Origin of the sequence: Actinomadura sp. WMMB 499 (assembly GCF_008824145.1) — a bacterium.
In the GTDB taxonomy this organism is placed as follows: Bacteria; Actinomycetota; Actinomycetes; order Streptosporangiales; family Streptosporangiaceae; genus Spirillospora.
The window spans coordinates 8793783-8811944 of record NZ_CP044407.1 but is presented as its reverse complement, the minus strand read 5'-3'; the positions used below and the strand labels follow the sequence as shown (position 1 = coordinate 8811944).

The window sequence follows — 18162 nt, the reverse complement described above, 5'->3', positions numbered from 1 at the left end:
GCGGGTTTCTCCGCGGCCTCGCTCACCGCGCCGGTCGATGCCACCTCACCGGGCACTCAGCCTCCTCGGTTCATGCGGGCGCCCCGAACCGTCCGCCCCGCGGGTGAGCGCCCGTCCCCACCGGGCTCGATTGCGCCAGTGTATCCGGCGCGACTTCCGTGTTAGACGGTAACCAGTGAGTGGACGTCGAGATTCCCGACCTTGTCGCGCCCGTGCAGGAACGACAGCTCCAGCAGGACGGAGAGTCCGGCGACCTCGCCGCCGCAGCGCCGGACGAGGTCGGCGGCGGCGCGGGCCGTCCCGCCGGTGGCCAGGACGTCGTCGACGATCAGGACGCGGTCGCCCGCCTCGAAGGCGTCCGCGTGGATCTCGATCGTCTCCGTCCCGTACTCGAGATCGTAGGTGGCCGCGTGCGTCCGGGCGGGCAGTTTGCCCTTCTTGCGGACGGGCACGAACCCCGCCCCGAAGTGGTAGGCGACGGGGGCGGCGAGGATGAAGCCGCGAGCCTCGATCCCGACGATCTTGTCGATGGTGCCGCGGCCGTGATGGTTGACGATGGCGTCCACGACGCCCGCGAAGGCGACGTGGTCGGCCAGCAGCGGCGTGATGTCCTTGAAGACCACTCCCGGCTTGGGATAGTCCTCCACGTCGCGGACCCGCTCCTCGATCAGCTTGCCGAGATCCACCATCGTTCGCCCCCTGAGACGTTCGTTGCTTCCTACCGCCCGTGCGGGCACCGCTCGCCGCCGCGCGGCCCGCTTCAGCGGCCGCGGCGCTGCTGGCGCGTGCCGCGCCTGGGCTGCTGCCGCGGCCCCGTCTGCGTCACCTTGCGGACGGGAGCCGGGGTCGTGACGTCCTCGGCGGGATCCGCCGGGCCGTCGTCGGCGTCCCCGGCATCGCCCGCGTCCTCGTCCGGGCCGCCTCCGGGCGCACCCGCCGTCGCCTTGACCTTGGCGGCGGTCTTCGCCTGCCGCTTGGCGCTGGCCTCGCGGCGCGCGATGTTCGCCCGGATCTCGCGGTACTTGGGCTCGCGCTCCTTGAGCTGCACCAGCAGGGGCGTGGCGACGCACAGGGACGAGTACGTCCCGACGATCATGCCGACGAACAGTGCGAGCGAAAGGTCCTTGAGCGTTCCCGCTCCGAACAGCGTCGTCCCGATGAACAGGATCGCCGCCACCGGCAGGATCGCGACCAGCGAGGTGTTCAGCGAGCGGACGAGCGTGTTCGCGAGCGCCTTGTTCGCGGCCTCGCTGTAGGTGGTCTTGGAGGTCGGGCCGAGCGGCTTGGTGACCTCCTTGATCATGTCGAAGACCACGACCGCGTCGTACAGCGAGTAGCCCAGGATCGTCAGGAAGCCCAGCAGCGTGGCCGGGGTCACCTCGAACCCGGACCACGCGTAGACGCCCGCCGTGATCACGAGGTCGTGGACGAGTGCGACGACCGCCGCGGCCGCCATCCGCCATTCGAACGCGATGGACAGGTACGCGATGATCAGCACCATGAAGACCGCGAGGGCCTGCCAGGCCTTCGACTGGATCTCGCCGCCCCAGGAGGCACCGACGACCTGGGTGCTGACCTTCTCCCCCGGGACGCCGAGCCGCTCGGTGACGCTCTGCTTGACCTCGGTGACCTCGTCTGAGGACATGCTCTCCGTGGTCACCCGCCACTTGTCCCCGGACTCCTGCACGATCGTCTGGTGGGCGCCGCCGTCGGCGACGGCGCCGCGCACCTGCTCGATCGAGGCGCTCGGCGCCTGGAAGGTGAAGACCGAGCCGCCCTTGAACTCCACGCCGAAGTTCAGGCCCTGCACGACCAGGCCGGCGATCGACAGGACGAGCAGGAGGCCGGAGATCGAGTACCACAGCTTCGGCCGGCCGACGATGTCGGCACTGACCTCGCCCCGGTAGATCCGGGAGATGATCGCACGCGTCGCCATGGCTCAGGCCTCCTGGCTCGTCGGACGGGCGGTGGCACCGGAGCCCGCGCCGGGGCCGGGGGTGCGGCGCAGCCGTTTGGCGTCGACCCCGGACAGCGGATGGCCCTGGCCGAAGAACTTCGTGCGCGACAGCACCGCCACCAGCGGCTTGGTGAAGAAGAACACCACGACGACGTCGATGAGCGTGGTCAGTCCCATGGCGAAGGCGAATCCGGCGACGCCGCCGACCGCGAGGAAGTACAGCACGAGCGCGGCCAGGAAGGTCACCGCGTCGGCGACCAGGATGGTGCGGCGGGCGCGCTTCCAGGCCGTCTCGACGGACGGCCGGAGCCTGCGGCCCGCGCGCAACTCGTCGCGGAGCCGCTCGAAGTAGACGATGAACGAGTCGGCGGTGATGCCGATCGACACGATCAGGCCGATGATGTGCGGCAGCGAGAGCCGGAAGCCCATGTTCTCACCGAGGATCACCACCGCCAGGTAGGTGATCGCGGCCGCGACCACGAGGCTGGACACCGCCACCAGGCCGAGGCCCCGGTAGTAGACCATGCAGTAGAGGACCACGAGGCCGAGACCGATGGCGCCGGCGATCAGGCCGCCGGTCAGCTGGTCCGAGCCGAGCGTGGACGAGACCTCGTCGATGGAGCTCTGCTGGAACTCCAGCGGCAGCGCCCCGTACTTGAGCACGTTGGCCAGGTCGGTGGCGTACTGCTGGTCAAAGCTCTCGGGCGGGCCGTCGATGCTGGCGGTGCCGCCGGTGATCGCGCCCCGGTTGATCGCGGGCGCGGAGACGACCTGGCCGTCCAGGACGATCGCGATCTGCGCCTGCGCGGACGTCGGGTCCTGCTGGTAGGCGCCGTAGGCCTCGGTGGTGACCTGGCCGAACCTGTCGCCGCCGGTCCCGTCGAAGTCGAGCGAGACCGACCAGCTCGGCTGCCCCTGCTGGGCGTTCGGCGGGACCGCCTCGGCGCCGTCGACGTTCTCGCCGAGCACCCGGACGGGGCCGAGGATGTACTTGGTGACCTGGCCGTTCTCGAGTTCCTGGTCGCAGGCGACGACCCAGTCGCGCTTGGGGTCGTTCGAGCCCGGGGCGCGGCGGTCGCCGTTGTAGCAGTCGAGCTCCTCGAACTGCTTGACGACGGCCTGGTCCTGGACGCCGGGGTAGAGCGACGAGCCGTCCGCCCCGCCGGCCCCCTCGGGCGCCCCGGACGGTTCGGGCGTCTCCGCCGTCCCGGCCGGACCGGACGGCGACGGGGAGGCCGTCGCGGAGGGGGTGGGCGCCGTCAGGGCCCGGGACACGGCACGGCCGCGCGACGCGGCGGAGGACGAGGGGGACGGGGCGGCCTGCTCGCCGCCGGGCGACGCCGAGGCGGACGGCGACGGGCTCGCCTCCCCGTCCTGGTCGCCGCGGTCCCCGCTGCCCCGGTCGGCCTGCTCGCCGCCGCTCGCCGACGGCGCCGGCGACGGGGTCGCCCCCGTCGCCGGCCGCCCGTCCGCGCTGGCGAACACCTGGCGGAACTGGAGCTTCGCGGTCGTGCCGATCATGTTCACGACACGGTTCTGGCCGGCCCCCGGAACGTTCACGACGATGTTGTCGCCGCCCTGCTTCTGCACCTCGGCGTCCGAGACGCCCAGACCGTTGACCCGCTGGGTCATGATCTTGACGGCCTGGTCCATCTGCTCGGCCGGCGGCGCGGCGCCGTTCGGCGTCTTGGCCGACAGCGTCACGGTCGTTCCGCCGGCGAGGTCCAGGCCGAGCTTGGGCGTCGTCTGCCCCTGCAGGACCGCCGTTCCTGCCAGGACCACCAGGATCGCGAAGAGCGCGAGAAGGGTGCGTCCCGGCTTGGGGACGTTCCTAGGGGGAGCCACTTGTCGTCTTACTTCCCGTCTTGAATTCGGTGCCGGAACGACGTCAGTCCGAGGACTTCCTCCCGGCCTTCGCGCCGGTCTTCGCCTCGGCCTTCGCCGCGGGCGCCTCGTCCTCGTCGTCCTCGTCGTCGGAGGCGTCGTCCTTGGTGAGGTCGACGGCGGCACCGTCGCGCTCGGCGTCGGCCGAGTCGTCATCGTCGTCCTCGTCGAGGTCGAGCTCCTCGGCGTCGGCGCCCTCGGCCTCGTCGTCCTGGAGGACCCGCATGACGGCCTGCTTGACGAAGCTCACCTCGACGCCGTCCGCGATCTCCAGCACCACGCCGTCGTCGTCCACCGACAGCACGGTGGCGCGCATGCCGCTGGTCGTCATCACGCGGGCACCCGGCTGCAGATTGCTCTCCATCTGCAGCTGCTCCTTGCGCCGCTTGTTCTGCGGCCGGATGAGGAGAAAGTAGAAGACCAGCGGGATGGCCAGCAGGAGCAGGAGGTTGAAGGCCCCGCTGCCGCCCGACTCCGCCGCAATGATCATGTCGCCGCCCATTACCGGGGCATCCTTCCGGTGTCGATTGCCCAGCCCGTGACCGGATCGGCCACATCATTGGAACCGTCGGCTGGAAGACGGTGAACCAGGTCCCGGAGTCTAGAGATTACGCCAGACCCCGGCAACGACGTGACGATCAGGGACGCCGGGAAGTTCCCAACCCGTTACCCGATGATCACTGTTGCGGCCGGTCGGTGTCGCCGTCCAGGTCGAAGAGCGTCCCGGCCAGCGGCGCCGTCGGCGGCGGGGTCAGCCCGAGATGCGCCCACGCGGCGCCGGTGGCGACCCGGCCGCGCGGCGTCCGGGCCAGCAGCCCCTGCCTCACCAGGAACGGTTCGGCGACCACTTCGACCGTTTCCGGCTCCTCCCCCACCGCGACGGCCAGCGTCGACAGCCCGACCGGGCCGCCACCGAACTTGCGCAGCAGGGATCCGAGCACGGCACGGTCGAGCCGGTCGAGACCCCGTTCGTCCACTTCGTACAACGATAGTGCCGTTCGCGCCGATTCCCGGTCGACGATCCCGTCGCCGCGCACCTCGGCGTAGTCGCGGACGCGGCGCAGCAGCCGGTTCGCGATCCGGGGCGTGCCCCGGGCGCGCCCGGAGATCTCCGCCGCGCCCTCGTCGGTGATCTCCAGACCGAGCAGGCCTGCCGAGCGCCGCACGATGATCTCCAGTTCGGCGGGCTCGTAGAAGTCCATGTGGGCGGTGAAACCGAACCGGTCGCGCAGGGGACCCGGCAGCATCCCGGCGCGGGTCGTCGCCCCCACCAGGGTGAACGGCGCGATGTCGAGGGGGATCGCGGTCGCGCCGGGGCCCTTGCCCACCACGACGTCGACGCGGAAGTCCTCCATCGCCATGTAGAGCATCTCCTCGGCGGGCCGGGCCAGCCGGTGGATCTCGTCCAGGAACAGGACCTCGCCCTCCGACAGCGTCGACAGGACGGCCGCCAGGTCGCCGGCCCGCTCGATGGCGGGGCCGGAGGAGATCCGCAGCGGCTGTCCCAGCTCGGCCGCGATGATCATCGCGAGGGTGGTCTTGCCGAGGCCCGGACCGCCGGACAGCAGCACGTGGTCGGGCGTCCGGCCGCGCCGCAGCGCGCCGTGCAGTACCAGCGCGAGCTGCTCGCGGACCCGTTCCTGCCCGACGAAGTCGCCGAGCTTCTTCGGCCGCAGCGCGGCCTCGATGACCTGCTCGTCGGGCCCGTCGGCGTCCGCCGAGACGATCCGCTCGTCCTCGCTCACCGGCCCGCCCCCGTCCGGCGGCGCCCGGCCGTCCCGCGGGCGCTCACTTGCTCAGCTTCTTCAGTGCCGACTTCAGCAGCGCGGCGACCGGCGGCGCGTCCGCGCCGTCCAGGTCGGCGGCGACGGCGTCCACCGCGGCGTCGGAGTCCTTGGCCGACCAGCCGAGGTTGACCAGGCCCATCTGCACCTGCTCGCGCCACGGCTCGGCCCTGGCGGGCGTCCGCACCTCGTCCGCGCCGTCGCCGACCGGGCCGCCGAGGCGGTCGCGCAGCTCGAGGACGATGCGCTGCGCGCCCTTCTTCCCGATGCCGGGGACCTTGGTGAGGGCGGTGAGGTCCTCGGCGGCCACGGCCCGGCGGAGCGCGTTCGGGGTGTGGACGGCCAGCATCGCCAGTGCGAGCCGCGGCCCGACGCCGCTCGCGGTCTGCAGCAACTCGAAGACCGTCCGCTCGTCGTCGTCGGCGAACCCGAAGAGGGTCAGCGAGTCCTCCCGGACGACCAGTGACGTCGGCACCCGGGCGCGGTCGCCGACCCGCAGCCCGGCCAGAGTCGCGGGGGTGCACTGCACGGCGAGGCCGACGCCGTGCACGTCGATCACCGCCCCGTCGGGTCCGGCGGCGGCGACCTCGCCGCTGACGAAGGCGATCACTGGACGGCTCCTCCTGTTCTGCGGGCGGCGAGCCGTTCGCGTTCGGCCCGCGCCGCCTCCTCGATCCGCGACCGGAACGCGTGCGCCCGGTGGCCGGGCGCGCCGCCGCGCCACACGTGGCAGATGGCGAGGGCGAGGGCGTCGGCCGCGTCGGCGGGTTTGGGGGCCTCCTCCAGTTCGAGGAGCCGCGTCACCATCTTCGTCACCTGCGCCTTGTCGGCGCGTCCGTTCCCGGTGACGGCCGCCTTGGCCTCGCTCGGGGTGTGCAGGGCGACCGGCAGGCCGCGGCGCGCGGCGGCCAGCATCGCGATGCCCGCGGCCTGGGCGGTGCCCATCACGGTCCGGACGTTGTGCTGCGAGAACACCCGCTCGACGGCGACGGCCTCGGGGTCCAGCTCGTCCATGAGTGCCTCGATGCCCCGCTCGATGCCGAGCAGCCGGAGCGCGTGGTCCTCGTCGGCGGCCGTCCGCACGACCGACACGTGCAGCAGCCGCAGCCGCCTGCCCGGGGCGCCCTCGACGACCCCGACCCCGCACCGGGTGAGCCCGGGGTCCACCCCCATCACCCGCACGGCCGCCCCCTCGATCATCTGTTCGGGCCGCCAACGCTACCAACGCGCGCCGACATCGCGCAGCGCCCGCCGCGTGTGTCCCGGATACCGCGTCCGTCCCGGATCGGTGCACCGAGGAACCGGTGCACCGAGGGACCGGTGCACCGAGGGACCGGCGGGACGCGCGGACGCCGCCGCGCGGTGGGTGCGCGGCGGCGTGCACGGAGCCGGCGTTCGGGACGGCGGTCGCGGGCGGGGCTCAGGCGTCGAGCGTCGCCAGCACCTCGTCCGGGACGTCGAAGTTCGCGTAGACATCTTGGACGTCGTCGGAGTCCTCGAGGGCGTCCAGGAGGCGGAAGACCTTCTTCGCGTTCTCCTCGTCCAGCGGGACGGTGACGCTCGGCAGGAACTTGCTCTCGGCCGACTCGTAGTCGATCCCGGCGTCCTGGAGGGCGGTGCGGACGGCGACGAGGTCACCGGCCTCGCTGACGACCTCGAAGTTCTCCTCGTCGAGCTCGTTGACCTCCTCGGCGCCGGCGTCCAGGACGGCCATCATCACGTCGTCCTCGCTGGTGCCGTTCTTCGGGACGATCACGACGCCCTTGCGGGTGAACATGTACGACACCGAGCCGGGGTCGGCGAGGGAGCCGCCGTTGCGGGTCAGCGCGACGCGCACCTCCGAGGCGGCGCGGTTGCGGTTGTCGGTGAGGCACTCGATGAGCACCGCGACGCCGCCGGGCGCGTAGCCCTCGTAGGTGATGTTCTGCCAGTCGGCGCCCCCGGCCTCCTCACCGGCGCCGCGCTTGCGCGCGCGCTCGATGTTGTCGTTGGGGACGGAGTTCTTCTTCGCCTTGTAGATGGCGTCGTACAGGGTGGGGTTGGCGTCGGGGTCGCCGCCGCCGGTGCGGGCCGCCACCTCGATGTTCTTGATCAGCTTCGCGAAGAGCTTGCCCCGCTTGGCGTCGAGGGCCGCCTTCTTGTGCTTGGTCGTCGCCCATTTGGAATGGCCGGACATCTCAATCCTCCTCAACCATCGCCCGGCGCACCAGATCGGCGAAGTAGTGGTGCACGCGGAAGTCGCCCGTCAGCTCCGGGTGGAACGCGGTGGCCATCAGCCGTCCCTGGCGGACGGCGACGATCCTACCGGCGTTCGGACCGCCTTCGGCGCGGCCGATGATCTCGACGGCGCCGCCGGTGGACTCGACCCAGGGGGCGCGGATGAACACGGCGTGGTACGGCGTGTCGCCCATACCGGTCAGCGGCACGTCGGACTCGAACGAGTCGACCTGCCGGCCGAAGGCGTTGCGCCGCACGGTCATGTCGATCCCCCCGACGGTCTCCTGGCCTGCCGCCCCGTCGCGGATGCGGTCGGCCAGCATGATCATGCCGGCGCAGGAGCCGTAGGCGGGCATGCCCGCCTCGATCCGCTTGCGGAGCGGCTCCAGCAGGTCGAACGCGCGTGCCAGCCGCCACATGGCGGTGGACTCCCCGCCGGGCAGGACGAGTCCGTCGACGCGTTCCAGCTCCGCGGCGCGGCGCACGTTCAGGGTTCGGGCCCCGGCCTGCTCGAGGGCGCGCGCGTGCTCGCGCACGTCGCCCTGCAGGGCCAGGACGCCGATGGTCGGTACGGCAGTCACGTATGAACCTTCCGGGGGATGCGGACGGACCAACCCTAGACGTTCCGTCGTCTGGACGCTTTGTCCAACGCCCCGGGCCCGGGCGCGTCTTCCCGGCTCAGGGCCGTGCGGTCACCGGGGGCCGCCGCGCCCGGCCCGGGCGCGGGCGCCGAACTTGAAGCGGCGCAGCGGCAGTTCCAGGGGCAGGAAACCGTCCTTGCCGCGGTCGGCGATGCCGCGGCCGAACATGTGGGCGGCGGCGAGCGCCAGCCCGAACTCCTCGGGGTCGAACGGCAGCGGGACGTCCGGTGCCCCGGCGTCGAGGGCGCGCCAGAACGGGCGCTCGGCGGGGAGCCGGGCGCCCTGGTCGACGATGACGCCGTCCTCGGCGGTGAGGAAGACGTCCCGGCGCAGTTCGGCGTCCTCGTACCAGCGGAACCAGCAGCCGCGGACGACGCTGTGCAGGACGAGCACGCCGCAGCGGGCGCCGGGCAGCGCGGCGGCGGCGGTGTCGGCGACGCGGCGGGCGTCGTCGTCGAGGCGGAACAGGCGGCGGTCGCACACCAGCAGCGCCCGCGCGACGCGGCCGGCGCGGGCGGCGTCGAGCGAGCCGAACGCCCCCACGAACAGCTCGTCCTCGTAGGGCCAGAGGGCGAAGTCGAGGACGGTGTCGCCGGTCTCGGTGAGGGTGCCCGCCGGGTGCAGGCCGCGGGCGATGCGCGCGGCGGCGTCCGGATCGGGTTCCAGCCCCGGGCGGAAGACGTCGGCGGGCTCCCCCGCGCTCGCGCACGCCAGCGCGACCGACCAGGCCATGCTCTCCCCTCCCGCGGCCGGGCGCCGGCCGCGCCGCCAGCGTAACCCCGTTATGACGCGCCGTGGAGGGGCCGAAAGCGGTCGCCGCGCCGTCCCGCCGGGGACGGCGCGGCGATCATCCGGCCTGCGTCAGCGGATCACCAGCCGCGACCTGCGAACTTCTGGTCGTCGCCGAGGGAGGCGACGTTGATGCCGACCATCGCGTCGCCGAGGCCGCGGGAGACCTTGGCGATGACCTCGGGGTCGTCGTGGAAGGTGGTGGCCTTCACGATCGCCTCGGCGCGCTGGGCGGGGTTGCCGGACTTGAAGATGCCGGAGCCGACGAAGACGCCCTCGGCGCCGAGCTGCATCATCATGGCGGCGTCGGCCGGGGTGGCGATGCCGCCGGCGGTGAACAGCACGACGGGCAGCTTGCCCGCCTTCGCGACCTCCTTGACGAGCTCGTAGGGGGCCTGCAGCTCCTTGGCGGCGACGTACAGCTCGTCCTCGGGCAGGTTCTGCAGCCGGCGGATCTGCTGCCGGATCTGGCGCATGTGGGTGGTGGCGTTGGAGACGTCCCCGGTGCCGGCCTCGCCCTTGGAGCGGATCATCGCCGCGCCCTCGGTGATGCGGCGCAGCGCCTCGCCCAGGTTGGTGGCGCCGCACACGAACGGGACGGTGAACGCGAACTTGTCGATGTGGTTCTCGTAGTCGGCGGGGGTGAGCACCTCGGACTCGTCGATGTAGTCGACGCCGAGCGCCTGCAGCACCCGCGCCTCGACGAAGTGGCCGATGCGGGCCTTGGCCATGACCGGGATGGAGACCGCCGAGATGATCCCGTCGATCATGTCGGGGTCGCTCATCCGGGAGATGCCGCCCTCGGCGCGGATGTCGGCGGGGACGCGCTCCAGTGCCATCACGGCGACCGCGCCGGCGTCTTCGGCGATCTTCGCCTGCTCCGGCGTGACGACGTCCATGATCACGCCGCCCTTGAGCATCTCCGCCATACCGCGCTTGACGCGGGCGGTCCCGGTCTCCGGCGCGGTGTTCTCGGAAGCGGGGCTGGAAGTGGACACGGGCAAATCCTCACGTGAGCGGACGACTAGTCGCTTTCCATGATATTGCCTGCTCGTGCTGCTCTTGGACCCGGCAGACCGTCAACGCGAGGGCCGTCCGGTTTACAGGTCGTCCGGGACGGGACGGGCGGGCGCCCTCGGGCCGCCCGTTCAGGGGATGACGGGGCCGCCCTCGTTGACCAGCACCACCCAGACCTGGCCCGGCGCGAAGGTCATCGGCCTGCCGTCGGCGGTGGTGAAGGTCGTTCCCCCCTCCTCGGACGGCCGCGCCCAGCGGGCGTCGTAGCCCTTGCCGTCGCGCAGGACGAGCGCGCGGCCGGTGCCGGTCGTCCGGATCAGCGGCGTGTAGTGGCCGAGGGAGTCACGGAACTTCGAGCGGGTCGTCTTCGCGTACTGGACGACGACGGTGGCTCCGCCGAGCCGACCGCCCTCGGCGGCCATGTCGGGACGGCCGTCGAAACTCGCCAGCCAGCGCTTCTCCTCGGCCGACCAGCTGAAGCCCATGGACGCCGCGGGCCATTTCGCGGTGAACGACTTCGTGGGCTCGCCGCCCTCCGGGGCGGCCCCGAAGCGGAAGCCGATGTCGCGCGGGCCGCCGGCCTTCGGCGCGAGTTCCAGCAGGTCGCGCGGGTCCGCGTACAGGTTGTACGGGATGGGTTTCGGGCCCGCGCGGAAGTAGGCGGAACCGCCGTTCTCCTGGGAGACGTCGTAGGAGGGCGCCTCCCGGATGTCCTTCTTCATCTTGCTCTGCACGCCGGAGAACGCGAACGCGGGGCTCCCGAACTGCCGCAGGAGGTGCAGGTCGGAGATCCGCGCGCTGCGGACGGGCCCGACGCGCTCGGGCAGTTCGGAGGAGTACACCGTCATCAGCCGGGTCGCCCCGCCCTCGACCTGCTCGACGTACACGATGTCGGCGTCCTTGACACCGGACTGCGGGAGCGCCCGCTCGGTGTTGGCGATCTTCACCGCGAGCACCGGGTCGCGCAGGCCCTCGGTGCCGCCGTCGAACGGGTGGTACGGCAGACCGGGGCTCGCGGCCGGTGCGGTGCTCTCCCCGCCGCCGGGCGCGCTGGGCGGTTCGGCCCCGCGCGTCCCGTCCCCGCCGGAGCAGGCGGTGAGCGCGGCGGCGAGGACGAGCGCGCCGAGCCCCGCGGCCGCCGGTCCGGCGGCGGTCCCGCCTCGGGAGATTCGCAACGTGACCCCTCCTTCGCGAGATCTGCGCCAGAGGGTAGCGAAACGGGCGCCGTGCCCCGTCCGGGCGGCGCGGCGGGTCAGATCCCGGGCGGGTCGTCGTCGATCTCGAAGAAGCCCGGCAGCGGGGCCCTCCCGGCCAGCCGCAGCGCCCGGATCAGCAGCTTGCGCCGCGCGATGCGGGCCTGGGAGACGGCGTCGTTGTAGAAGCGGCGCGCGTAGGCGACCTTCGCGGCGGAGGAGGACAGCTCCTCCAGCACCGCCTTGCCGTCCCCGTCGGCGCGCCCGGTGAGCGTGTCGACGAAGCCGGGCTGGTCGACGACCGCGCGCAGCGCCCGCGACAGGTCGCTCTCGGCGAACTCGCGGTGCTCGGCGTCGGCGGTGCGGGCCTCGTGCGCGGCGGTGGCCAGGACCAGGCTGGTGGCGGGGTCCAGCAGCCGGGACGCGGCGAGCTCGAGCGCCGCGGCCGCCCGCCGGACGAGCGCGGCGTCGAGCGCGGCGCGGGCCGTCTCGGCGCGGACGTGCAGCCGGTCGAGGCGGGTCGCGCGCCACGACACGTACACGGCGAGCAGGAACGCGACGGCGATCCAGAACAGGACGTCGATGATCCAGTCGGGCATCCGGCGGTCTCCTAGGCCCCGGGGCCGGTCTCGACGACGCCGGCGTGGCCGAGGGAGACGGTCTCGTACACCCTCAGCACGTCGCGGGCGACGGCCGACCAGTCGTAGTCGCGGACGGCGGTGCGCGCCTCCGCGGACAGCTGCTTGCGGCGCGCGGGGTCGTCGAGCAGCTCGCCGGCCGCCGCGGCGAGCGCCGCGTGGTCGCCGGTGGCGAACAGCGCCCCGGCCCGGCCGCCGCGCAGCACCCGGTCGAACGCCTCGATGTCGCTGGCCAGGATGGGGGCGCCCGCCGCCATCGCCTCGGCGAGGACGATGCCGAAGCTCTCCCCGCCGAGGTTCGGCGCGACGAACACGTCCACCGAGTGGTAGGCGCGGACCTTGTCCTCCTCGCTGACCATGCCGAGCAGGACGACCCGGTCGCGCAGGTCCGGGGAGACGCGGGACAGCACGTCGTCGGCGTCGCCGGGTCCGGCGATCAGCAGCCGCAGCCGGGGGCGGGCGCGGCCGAGGATCTCGAAGGCGCGCAGCAGCACCGACAGGCCCTTGCGGGGTTCGTCCATCCGGCCGAGGAAGCCGAGCGACTCCATGCCCGAGCCGTCCCCGGGGCCGTCGGCGCGGCCGGGCCAGCCGGGCAGCGGCGCGGCCATCGCGTACCGCTCCGTGGCGACCCCGTTGGGGATGAGGACGGCGTCGCCGCCGAGGTGCTCGACGAGCGTGGTGCGGGCGGCCTCCGACACCGCGATCCGCCCGGTGATCTTCTCCAGGGCGCTCTGCAGGATCGGGGCGGTGACCGACACCACGCGGGACTTCTCGTAGGACGCGTGGAACGTGCCGACGATCGGGCCGTCGGCCGTCCAGCACGCGAGCAGGCCCAGGGACGGCGCGGCGGGCTCGTGCACGTGGAGAACGTCGAAGCCGCCCTCGTGGATCCACCGCCGGACCCGGGCCGAGGACAGGAACCCGAACGCCAGCCGCGCGACCGAGCCGTTGTAGGGGACGGGGACGGCGCGTCCGGCCGAGACCGCGTAGGGGGGCAGGTCGGCGTCGTCGTCCGCCGGGGTGATCACCGAGACGGTGTGGCCGAGGGCGATCAGCGCCTCGGCGAGGTCGGCGATGTGCCGCTGGACGCCGCCGGGGACGTTCCAGGTGTAGGGGCAGACGATGCCGACCCTCATCCGAGGGCCTCCGGCAGATCGTCGAGCCACACTTGCTGCAGCATGTGCCAGTCCTCGGGGTGGGCCGCGATGCCCGCCTCGAAGACCGTGGCCAGTTCCTGGGTCATGGCGCGGATCTTCTCCTGTCTGGCGCCCTCGGCGGGCACGAGGATCTCCTCGTGCACACGCGCCGCCCAGTACTCGCCTTCGTACCAGAGCGTCACGGGGATCAGCGCGGCGCCGGTCTGCAACGCCAGGGCGGCGGACACGGCGGGCATGCGGGCGGTGGCGCCGAAGAACTCGACGTCCACGCCGCTCTCGGTGAGGTCGCGGTCGACGACGAGGCAGACCGGGCGCCCCTCGCGCAGGCGCCGCGCCATCCGGCCGTACGCGGACGCGCCCTTGTGGGCGAGGACCTCCATGCCGAGCCCCTCGCGGAACTCGACGAACCGGTCGAACAGCGACACGGGCCTGAGGCGCTCGGCGACGGTGGTGAAGGGGTGGCCGCTGTGGACGAGCCAGGCCCCGGCGTGCTCGTAGTTGCCCATGTGCGGGAGGGCGAGGATCACCCCGCGGCCCGCGTCGAGGTTGGTGAAGATCTTCTTCTCGCCGGTAACGCGCATCCGGCCGAGGATCCGCTCCCGGTCGTACTCGGGGAGGCGGAACACCTCCAGCCAGTACCGCAGGTAAGACCGCATGACCTTCTTGCTGAGGACGCGGACCTCGTCGTCGACGGCGTCCTTGCCGAGGACGCGGCACAGGTTCCGCTCCAACTGCCGGACCCCGGCGCCGTGCCGGTGCCAGGTGCGGTCGGCGATGGCGGTGAACGCCAGCCGGGCCGCCCGCTCGGGCATCTTGCGGACGACCGTCCAGCCGAGGGCGTAGGCGGCGTCCGCGGCCTCGTCGCGGAACGGGACGTTCATCGTCGCCGCTCCGGACCGGCGTTCGCGGCCGCCTTCGCGCCCGGGCCGTCGCCGTCGCGGCGGCGGGGGCCGGTGACACCGTCGCGGTCGCCGGCGCGGTCCCCCGCATTCGCCGCGCCGGGCTCGTCCGTCCGGTCCGCGCCGCCGCCGGAGGGCGCGCCGCCGGCCGGGGCGGGCGCGGGGTCGGCCTTCGCCTGGGCGTAGACGGTCGCGAACCGCTGCCCGACGGTGACGGTGCTGAGCGCCGCCAGCGCCCACAGCGCGGCGGCGAGGATGTACGGGACGCCGAGGCCGGAGAAACCGGCGGCGACGAGCGCGACGATCAGCCGCTCGGCGCGCTCGGCGATGCCGACGTCGCAGGTGTAGCCGAGCCCTTCCGCACGGGCCTTGGCGTAGGAGACGACGACCCCGGACACCAGGCAGTAGAGGGCGACGCCCGCGAGGGCCTCCTGCCCGTCCCGGTACAGGCCGATCATCAGCCCGGAGAAGATCGCGGCGTCGGCGACCCGGTCCATCGTGGAGTCCAGGAACGCGCCGAACCTGGAGATCTTCCCGGTGACGCGGGCGACGGCGCCGTCCAGCATGTCGAACAGCACGAAGGCGGTGATCACCATCGTGCCCCAGAAGAACTCGCCGCGCGGGAACAGCAGCAGGGCGCCGGCCGCCACGCCCGCCGTCCCGATGATCGTGATGGCGTTGGGCGAGACCCCCGTCCGCGCGACCGCCTGCCCGATGGGCGTCAGGACTCGCCCGAGCGCGGGCCTCAGTTTGTTGAGCATCGCCGTCCGTTCTCGTGTGTCTGGTGAAGGCCCCCCGCGGGCTCCAGCAGCGCGCCCATCGTAGTGCGCCCCGGTGCGCCCCGTGCTCGCCGCGCGCCCGGCCCGCGGGCGCCGGCGCGCACCGGCGGGGGCGGCGCGCGGGAAGGACCTCGGGCGACCGGTTCCGTCCGGTTCACTCCTTTTCATCCCCGACCGATTCGCGTTGTTTGCCGTTCACCTCTTGTGATCCCGCGAATCACGGGAAAGGGTGTTGGAACGGGTGTGACGTCGATCACGCCTAGGCGAGGCCGGACGCCGCACTCGGACGTCGGGGCCGGGCCGCCGGGCCGGGCCCCACCGTACGCGGGCCCCCGCGCGGCGACGCGCGCGGAGACCCCTCCGAGGAGGTAGCCATGGCGGACAAGGGAGGCCACACCGGAGGCGCCGGCAGGGCACCGGAGGCCGGCGGGTGCGACAAGGTGCGCAACGTCGCGCTGGTCGGCCATTCCGGGGCGGGCAAGACGACGCTCGTCGAGGCGCTGCTCGCGGCGACCGGCACGATCCAGCGGGCCGGGCGGGTCGAGGACGGCACCACCGTCAGCGACTTCGACGAGGCCGAGCTGCGCCGGCAGCGCTCGGTCAACCTCGCGCTCGCACCGCTCGTGCACGCGGGCATCAAGATCAACCTGATCGACACACCGGGATACGCCGACTTCGTCGGCGACCTGCGCGCCGGACTGCGCGCCGCGGACGCCGCGCTGTTCGTGATCTCGGCGGTGGACGGCATCGACGGGCTCACCCGGATGCTGTGGGAGGAGTGCGCGGCGGTCGGCATGCCGCGCGCGGTCGTCATCACCAAGATCGACCAGCAGCGCGGCGACTACGACGACACCGTCCTGACCTGCCAGGACGCCTTCGGTGAGGGCGTCGCCCCGGTGTACTTCCCCACCGACGGGGACGGCGGCCCGAAGGGGCTGATCGGGTTGCTGACCCGGCGCTGCCTGGACTACTCGACCGGGACGCGCACCGAGTGCGAGCCCGACCCGCGCTACCTGGAGCAGATCGCCGAGCAGCGCGCCTCGCTGATCGAGGGGATCATCCAGGAGAGCGAGGACGAGACCCTCATGGACCGGTACGTGTCCGGTGAGGAGATCGACGTCAAGGCGCTGATCGAGGACCTGGAGACCGCGGTGGCGCGCGGCAGCTTCTTCCCGGTGCTGGCCACGGCGGTGCCGCACGGCGACCATCCCGGTCCGGTGATCGGCATGCAGGAGCTGCTGGAGGTCATCACCCAGGCGTTCCCGTCCCCGCCGGAGCACCGCATCCCGACGGTGACGCCGGTCGCGGGCGGCCCGCCGCGGGAGGTCGCCTGCGATCCCGAGGGCCCGCTGGTCGCCGAGGTCGTCAAGACCGCCTCCGACCCGTACGTGGGCCGCGTCTCGCTCGTCCGGGTGTTCTCCGGGACGCTGCGTCCCGACACCGTGGTGCACGTCTCCGGGCACGGACTCGAGGACCGCGGCCACGAGGACCACGACGTCGACGAGCGGGTCGGGGCGCTCACCTCCCCTCTCGGAAAGACCCAGCGGACGATGTCGTCGTGCATCGCCGGGGACATCTGCGCCGTCGCCAAGTTGAGCCGCGCCGAGACCGGCGACACGCTCTCCGACCCCGGCTCCCCCGTGGTCATGGCCCCCTGGTCGATGCCCGACCCGCTGCTGCCGGTGGCCGTCCACGCGCACTCCAAGGCCGACGAGGACAAGCTCAGCCAGGCGCTGTCCCGGCTCGTCGCCGAGGACCCGACCCTGCGGCTGGAGAACAACTCCGAGACCCGGCAGCTGGTCCTGTGGTGCATGGGCGAGGCGCACGCCGAGGTGCTGATCGAGCGGCTGCACACCCGCTACGGCGTCGAGGTCGACCGGGGGGACCTGCGGGTGCCGCTGCGGGAGACGTTCGGCGGCACCGCCAAGGGCCTGGGCCGGCATGTCAAGCAGAGCGGCGGGCACGGGCAGTACGGCATCTGCCACATCGATGTCGAGCCGCTGCCGTCCGGCGAGGGCTTCGAGTTCGTCGACAAGATCGTCGGCGGGGTGATCCCCCGGCAGTTCATCCCGTCGGTCGAGAAGGGCCTGCGGCACCAGATGGAGCGCGGGGTGTCGGCCGGGTACCCGCTGGTCGACATCAAGGTCACGCTGCGCGACGGCAAGGCGCACTCGGTCGACTCGTCCGACATGGCCTTCCAGGCGGCCGGGGCGCAGGCGCTCAAGGACGCCGCGGCGGCGGTGCCGATCCTGCTGCTCGAGCCGGTCGACGAGGTCGACGTGCTGATCGCCGACGAGCACGTGGGGACGGTCATGTCCGATCTGACCTCGCGGCGCGGCCGCGTCCTCGGCTCCCGCGCGATCCAGGGCGGCCGCACCGCGATCAAGGCCGAGGTGCCGCAGCTGGAGATCGTCCGGTACGCGATCGACCTGCGCTCGATGTCGCACGGCACGGGCACGTTCAGCCGCGCGTTCCTGCGTTACGAGCCGCTCCCGTCCCACCTGACCGAGAAGGTCGCCGCCGCGTCGCGCGAGACCGGCTGACCGGGCGTCCGGCGGGGGCGCGGCGGCCGGGACGGCGGCCCGCCCCCGCCCGCGGCGCGGCCGGGGTCAGTCGCCCGGCCAGCAGTCGGCGATCATCCGGCGGGTGTCGCGCAGCAGCTGCGGCAGCACGTTGGTGTGCCCCACCACCGGCATGAAGTTCGTGTCGCCGCCCCAGCGCGGGACGACGTGCTGGTGCAGGTGGGCGGCGATCCCCGCGCCCGCCACCAGCCCGAGGTTCATCCCGACGTTGAATCCCTGCGCGCCGCTCGCCTTGCGCAGCGCCGCCAGCGCCAGCCGGGTGAACTCGGCCAGCTCGACGTACTCCGCCTCGTCCAGCTCCCCGTAGTCGGCGACGTGCCGGTACGGGACGACCATCAGGTGCCCGGAGTTGTACGGGTACAGGTTGAGCACCGTGTACACCGTCTCCCCGCGCGAGACGACGAGCCCCTCGTCGTCGGACATCTTCGGGATCTCGCAGAACGGGCAGCCGCCCCCCGAGCCCGACCCCTTGATGTAGGCCATCCGGTGCGGGGTCCACAGCCGCTGGAAGTTGTCGGGCATGCCCGCTCCGCCCCGCTCCTCCTCGTAGCGGGGACTGCGCCGATCACCGGGGCCCGCCCCGGGCGGCTCGTCGCGCCCGTGCCGCTCCTCGTGCTCCACGGGC

The 18162-nt window shown here is 72.9% G+C and carries 18 protein-coding genes; 1 reads left to right on the top strand and 17 read right to left on the bottom strand.

Annotated elements, in window-relative coordinates:
• Window positions 1-161: 161 nt before the first annotated feature.
• From F7P10_RS40215 to pgsA, 16 genes are all read right to left on the bottom strand, one after another.
• Window positions 162-689 (bottom strand): adenine phosphoribosyltransferase, encoded by a 528-nt coding sequence (locus F7P10_RS40215; RefSeq protein WP_176611833.1) that lies wholly within the window; start codon window positions 687-689, stop codon window positions 162-164.
• Window positions 690-760: 71 nt separating this feature from the next.
• The gene (gene secF / locus F7P10_RS40210; RefSeq protein ID WP_151017221.1) at window positions 761-1936 is read right to left on the bottom strand and encodes a protein translocase subunit SecF; all 1176 of its coding nucleotides are present in this window, start codon (window positions 1934-1936) and stop codon (window positions 761-763) included.
• 3 nt (window positions 1937-1939) lie between these two features.
• On the bottom strand, window positions 1940-3802 hold the full coding sequence (gene secD, locus F7P10_RS40205; RefSeq protein WP_176611253.1) for a protein translocase subunit SecD: 1863 nt from the start codon (window positions 3800-3802) through the stop codon (window positions 1940-1942).
• Window positions 3803-3845: 43 nt separating this feature from the next.
• Window positions 3846-4331 carry a preprotein translocase subunit YajC gene (gene yajC, locus F7P10_RS40200; protein ID WP_254716266.1) on the bottom strand — a complete coding sequence of 162 codons (486 nt, stop codon included), beginning with the start codon at window positions 4329-4331 and terminating at the stop codon, window positions 3846-3848.
• A 187-nt stretch (window positions 4332-4518) separates the two neighbouring features.
• On the bottom strand, window positions 4519-5586 hold the full coding sequence (ruvB, locus tag F7P10_RS40195) for a Holliday junction branch migration DNA helicase RuvB (RefSeq protein ID WP_151017218.1): 1068 nt from the start codon (window positions 5584-5586) through the stop codon (window positions 4519-4521).
• 43 nt (window positions 5587-5629) lie between these two features.
• Window positions 5630-6235: a Holliday junction branch migration protein RuvA gene (gene ruvA / locus F7P10_RS40190; protein WP_151017217.1), complete on the bottom strand. Its 606-nt coding sequence runs from the start codon at window positions 6233-6235 to the stop codon at window positions 5630-5632.
• Window positions 6232-6825: a crossover junction endodeoxyribonuclease RuvC gene (gene ruvC, locus F7P10_RS40185; RefSeq protein ID WP_254716265.1), complete on the bottom strand. Its 594-nt coding sequence runs from the start codon at window positions 6823-6825 to the stop codon at window positions 6232-6234. The genes ruvA and ruvC overlap by 4 nt, the downstream gene beginning before the upstream one ends.
• 220 nt (window positions 6826-7045) lie before the next feature.
• Window positions 7046-7801, bottom strand: a complete 756-nt coding sequence (locus tag F7P10_RS40180) for a YebC/PmpR family DNA-binding transcriptional regulator (protein ID WP_151017216.1) — start codon at window positions 7799-7801, stop codon at window positions 7046-7048.
• A gap of 1 nt (window position 7802) precedes the next feature.
• Window positions 7803-8423, bottom strand: a complete 621-nt coding sequence (gene pdxT / locus F7P10_RS40175; RefSeq protein ID WP_151017215.1) for a pyridoxal 5'-phosphate synthase glutaminase subunit PdxT — start codon at window positions 8421-8423, stop codon at window positions 7803-7805.
• A gap of 111 nt (window positions 8424-8534) precedes the next feature.
• Entirely contained in the window at window positions 8535-9215 is a 681-nt protein-coding gene (locus F7P10_RS40170; protein ID WP_151017214.1) for a hypothetical protein, read from the bottom strand.
• Between the two features lie 137 nt (window positions 9216-9352).
• On the bottom strand, window positions 9353-10201 hold the full coding sequence (gene pdxS / locus F7P10_RS40165; RefSeq protein ID WP_254716857.1) for a pyridoxal 5'-phosphate synthase lyase subunit PdxS: 849 nt from the start codon (window positions 10199-10201) through the stop codon (window positions 9353-9355).
• A gap of 219 nt (window positions 10202-10420) precedes the next feature.
• Window positions 10421-11464, bottom strand: coding sequence for a DUF3048 domain-containing protein (locus F7P10_RS40160; protein WP_151017212.1), 1044 nt, complete (start codon window positions 11462-11464; stop codon window positions 10421-10423).
• A gap of 77 nt (window positions 11465-11541) precedes the next feature.
• Window positions 11542-12081 (bottom strand): LemA family protein, encoded by a 540-nt coding sequence (locus F7P10_RS40155; RefSeq protein ID WP_151017211.1) that lies wholly within the window; start codon window positions 12079-12081, stop codon window positions 11542-11544.
• A gap of 11 nt (window positions 12082-12092) precedes the next feature.
• A complete protein-coding gene (locus F7P10_RS40150) occupies window positions 12093-13256 on the bottom strand; it encodes a glycosyltransferase family 4 protein (protein ID WP_151017210.1) in 1164 nt (387 codons plus the stop codon).
• Complete coding sequence (locus F7P10_RS40145; protein WP_151017209.1) at window positions 13253-14158, bottom strand: phosphatidylinositol mannoside acyltransferase; 906 nt, start codon at window positions 14156-14158, stop codon at window positions 13253-13255. Before F7P10_RS40145 ends, F7P10_RS40150 begins: the two co-directional genes overlap by 4 nt.
• On the bottom strand, window positions 14155-14937 hold the full coding sequence (gene pgsA, locus F7P10_RS40140) for a phosphatidylinositol phosphate synthase (RefSeq protein WP_151017208.1): 783 nt from the start codon (window positions 14935-14937) through the stop codon (window positions 14155-14157). The genes F7P10_RS40145 and pgsA overlap by 4 nt, the downstream gene beginning before the upstream one ends.
• 392 nt (window positions 14938-15329) lie before the next feature.
• Here pgsA and F7P10_RS40135 point away from each other — a divergent pair, with 392 nt between their 5' ends.
• The gene (locus tag F7P10_RS40135) at window positions 15330-17498 is read left to right on the top strand and encodes an elongation factor G-like protein EF-G2 (protein ID WP_151017207.1); all 2169 of its coding nucleotides are present in this window, start codon (window positions 15330-15332) and stop codon (window positions 17496-17498) included.
• 66 nt (window positions 17499-17564) lie between these two features.
• On the opposite strand, the gene F7P10_RS40130 is transcribed toward F7P10_RS40135, so the two are convergent.
• Window positions 17565-18059 carry an HIT domain-containing protein gene (locus F7P10_RS40130; protein WP_151018618.1) on the bottom strand — a complete coding sequence of 165 codons (495 nt, stop codon included), beginning with the start codon at window positions 18057-18059 and terminating at the stop codon, window positions 17565-17567.
• Window positions 18060-18162 lie beyond the last annotated feature (103 nt).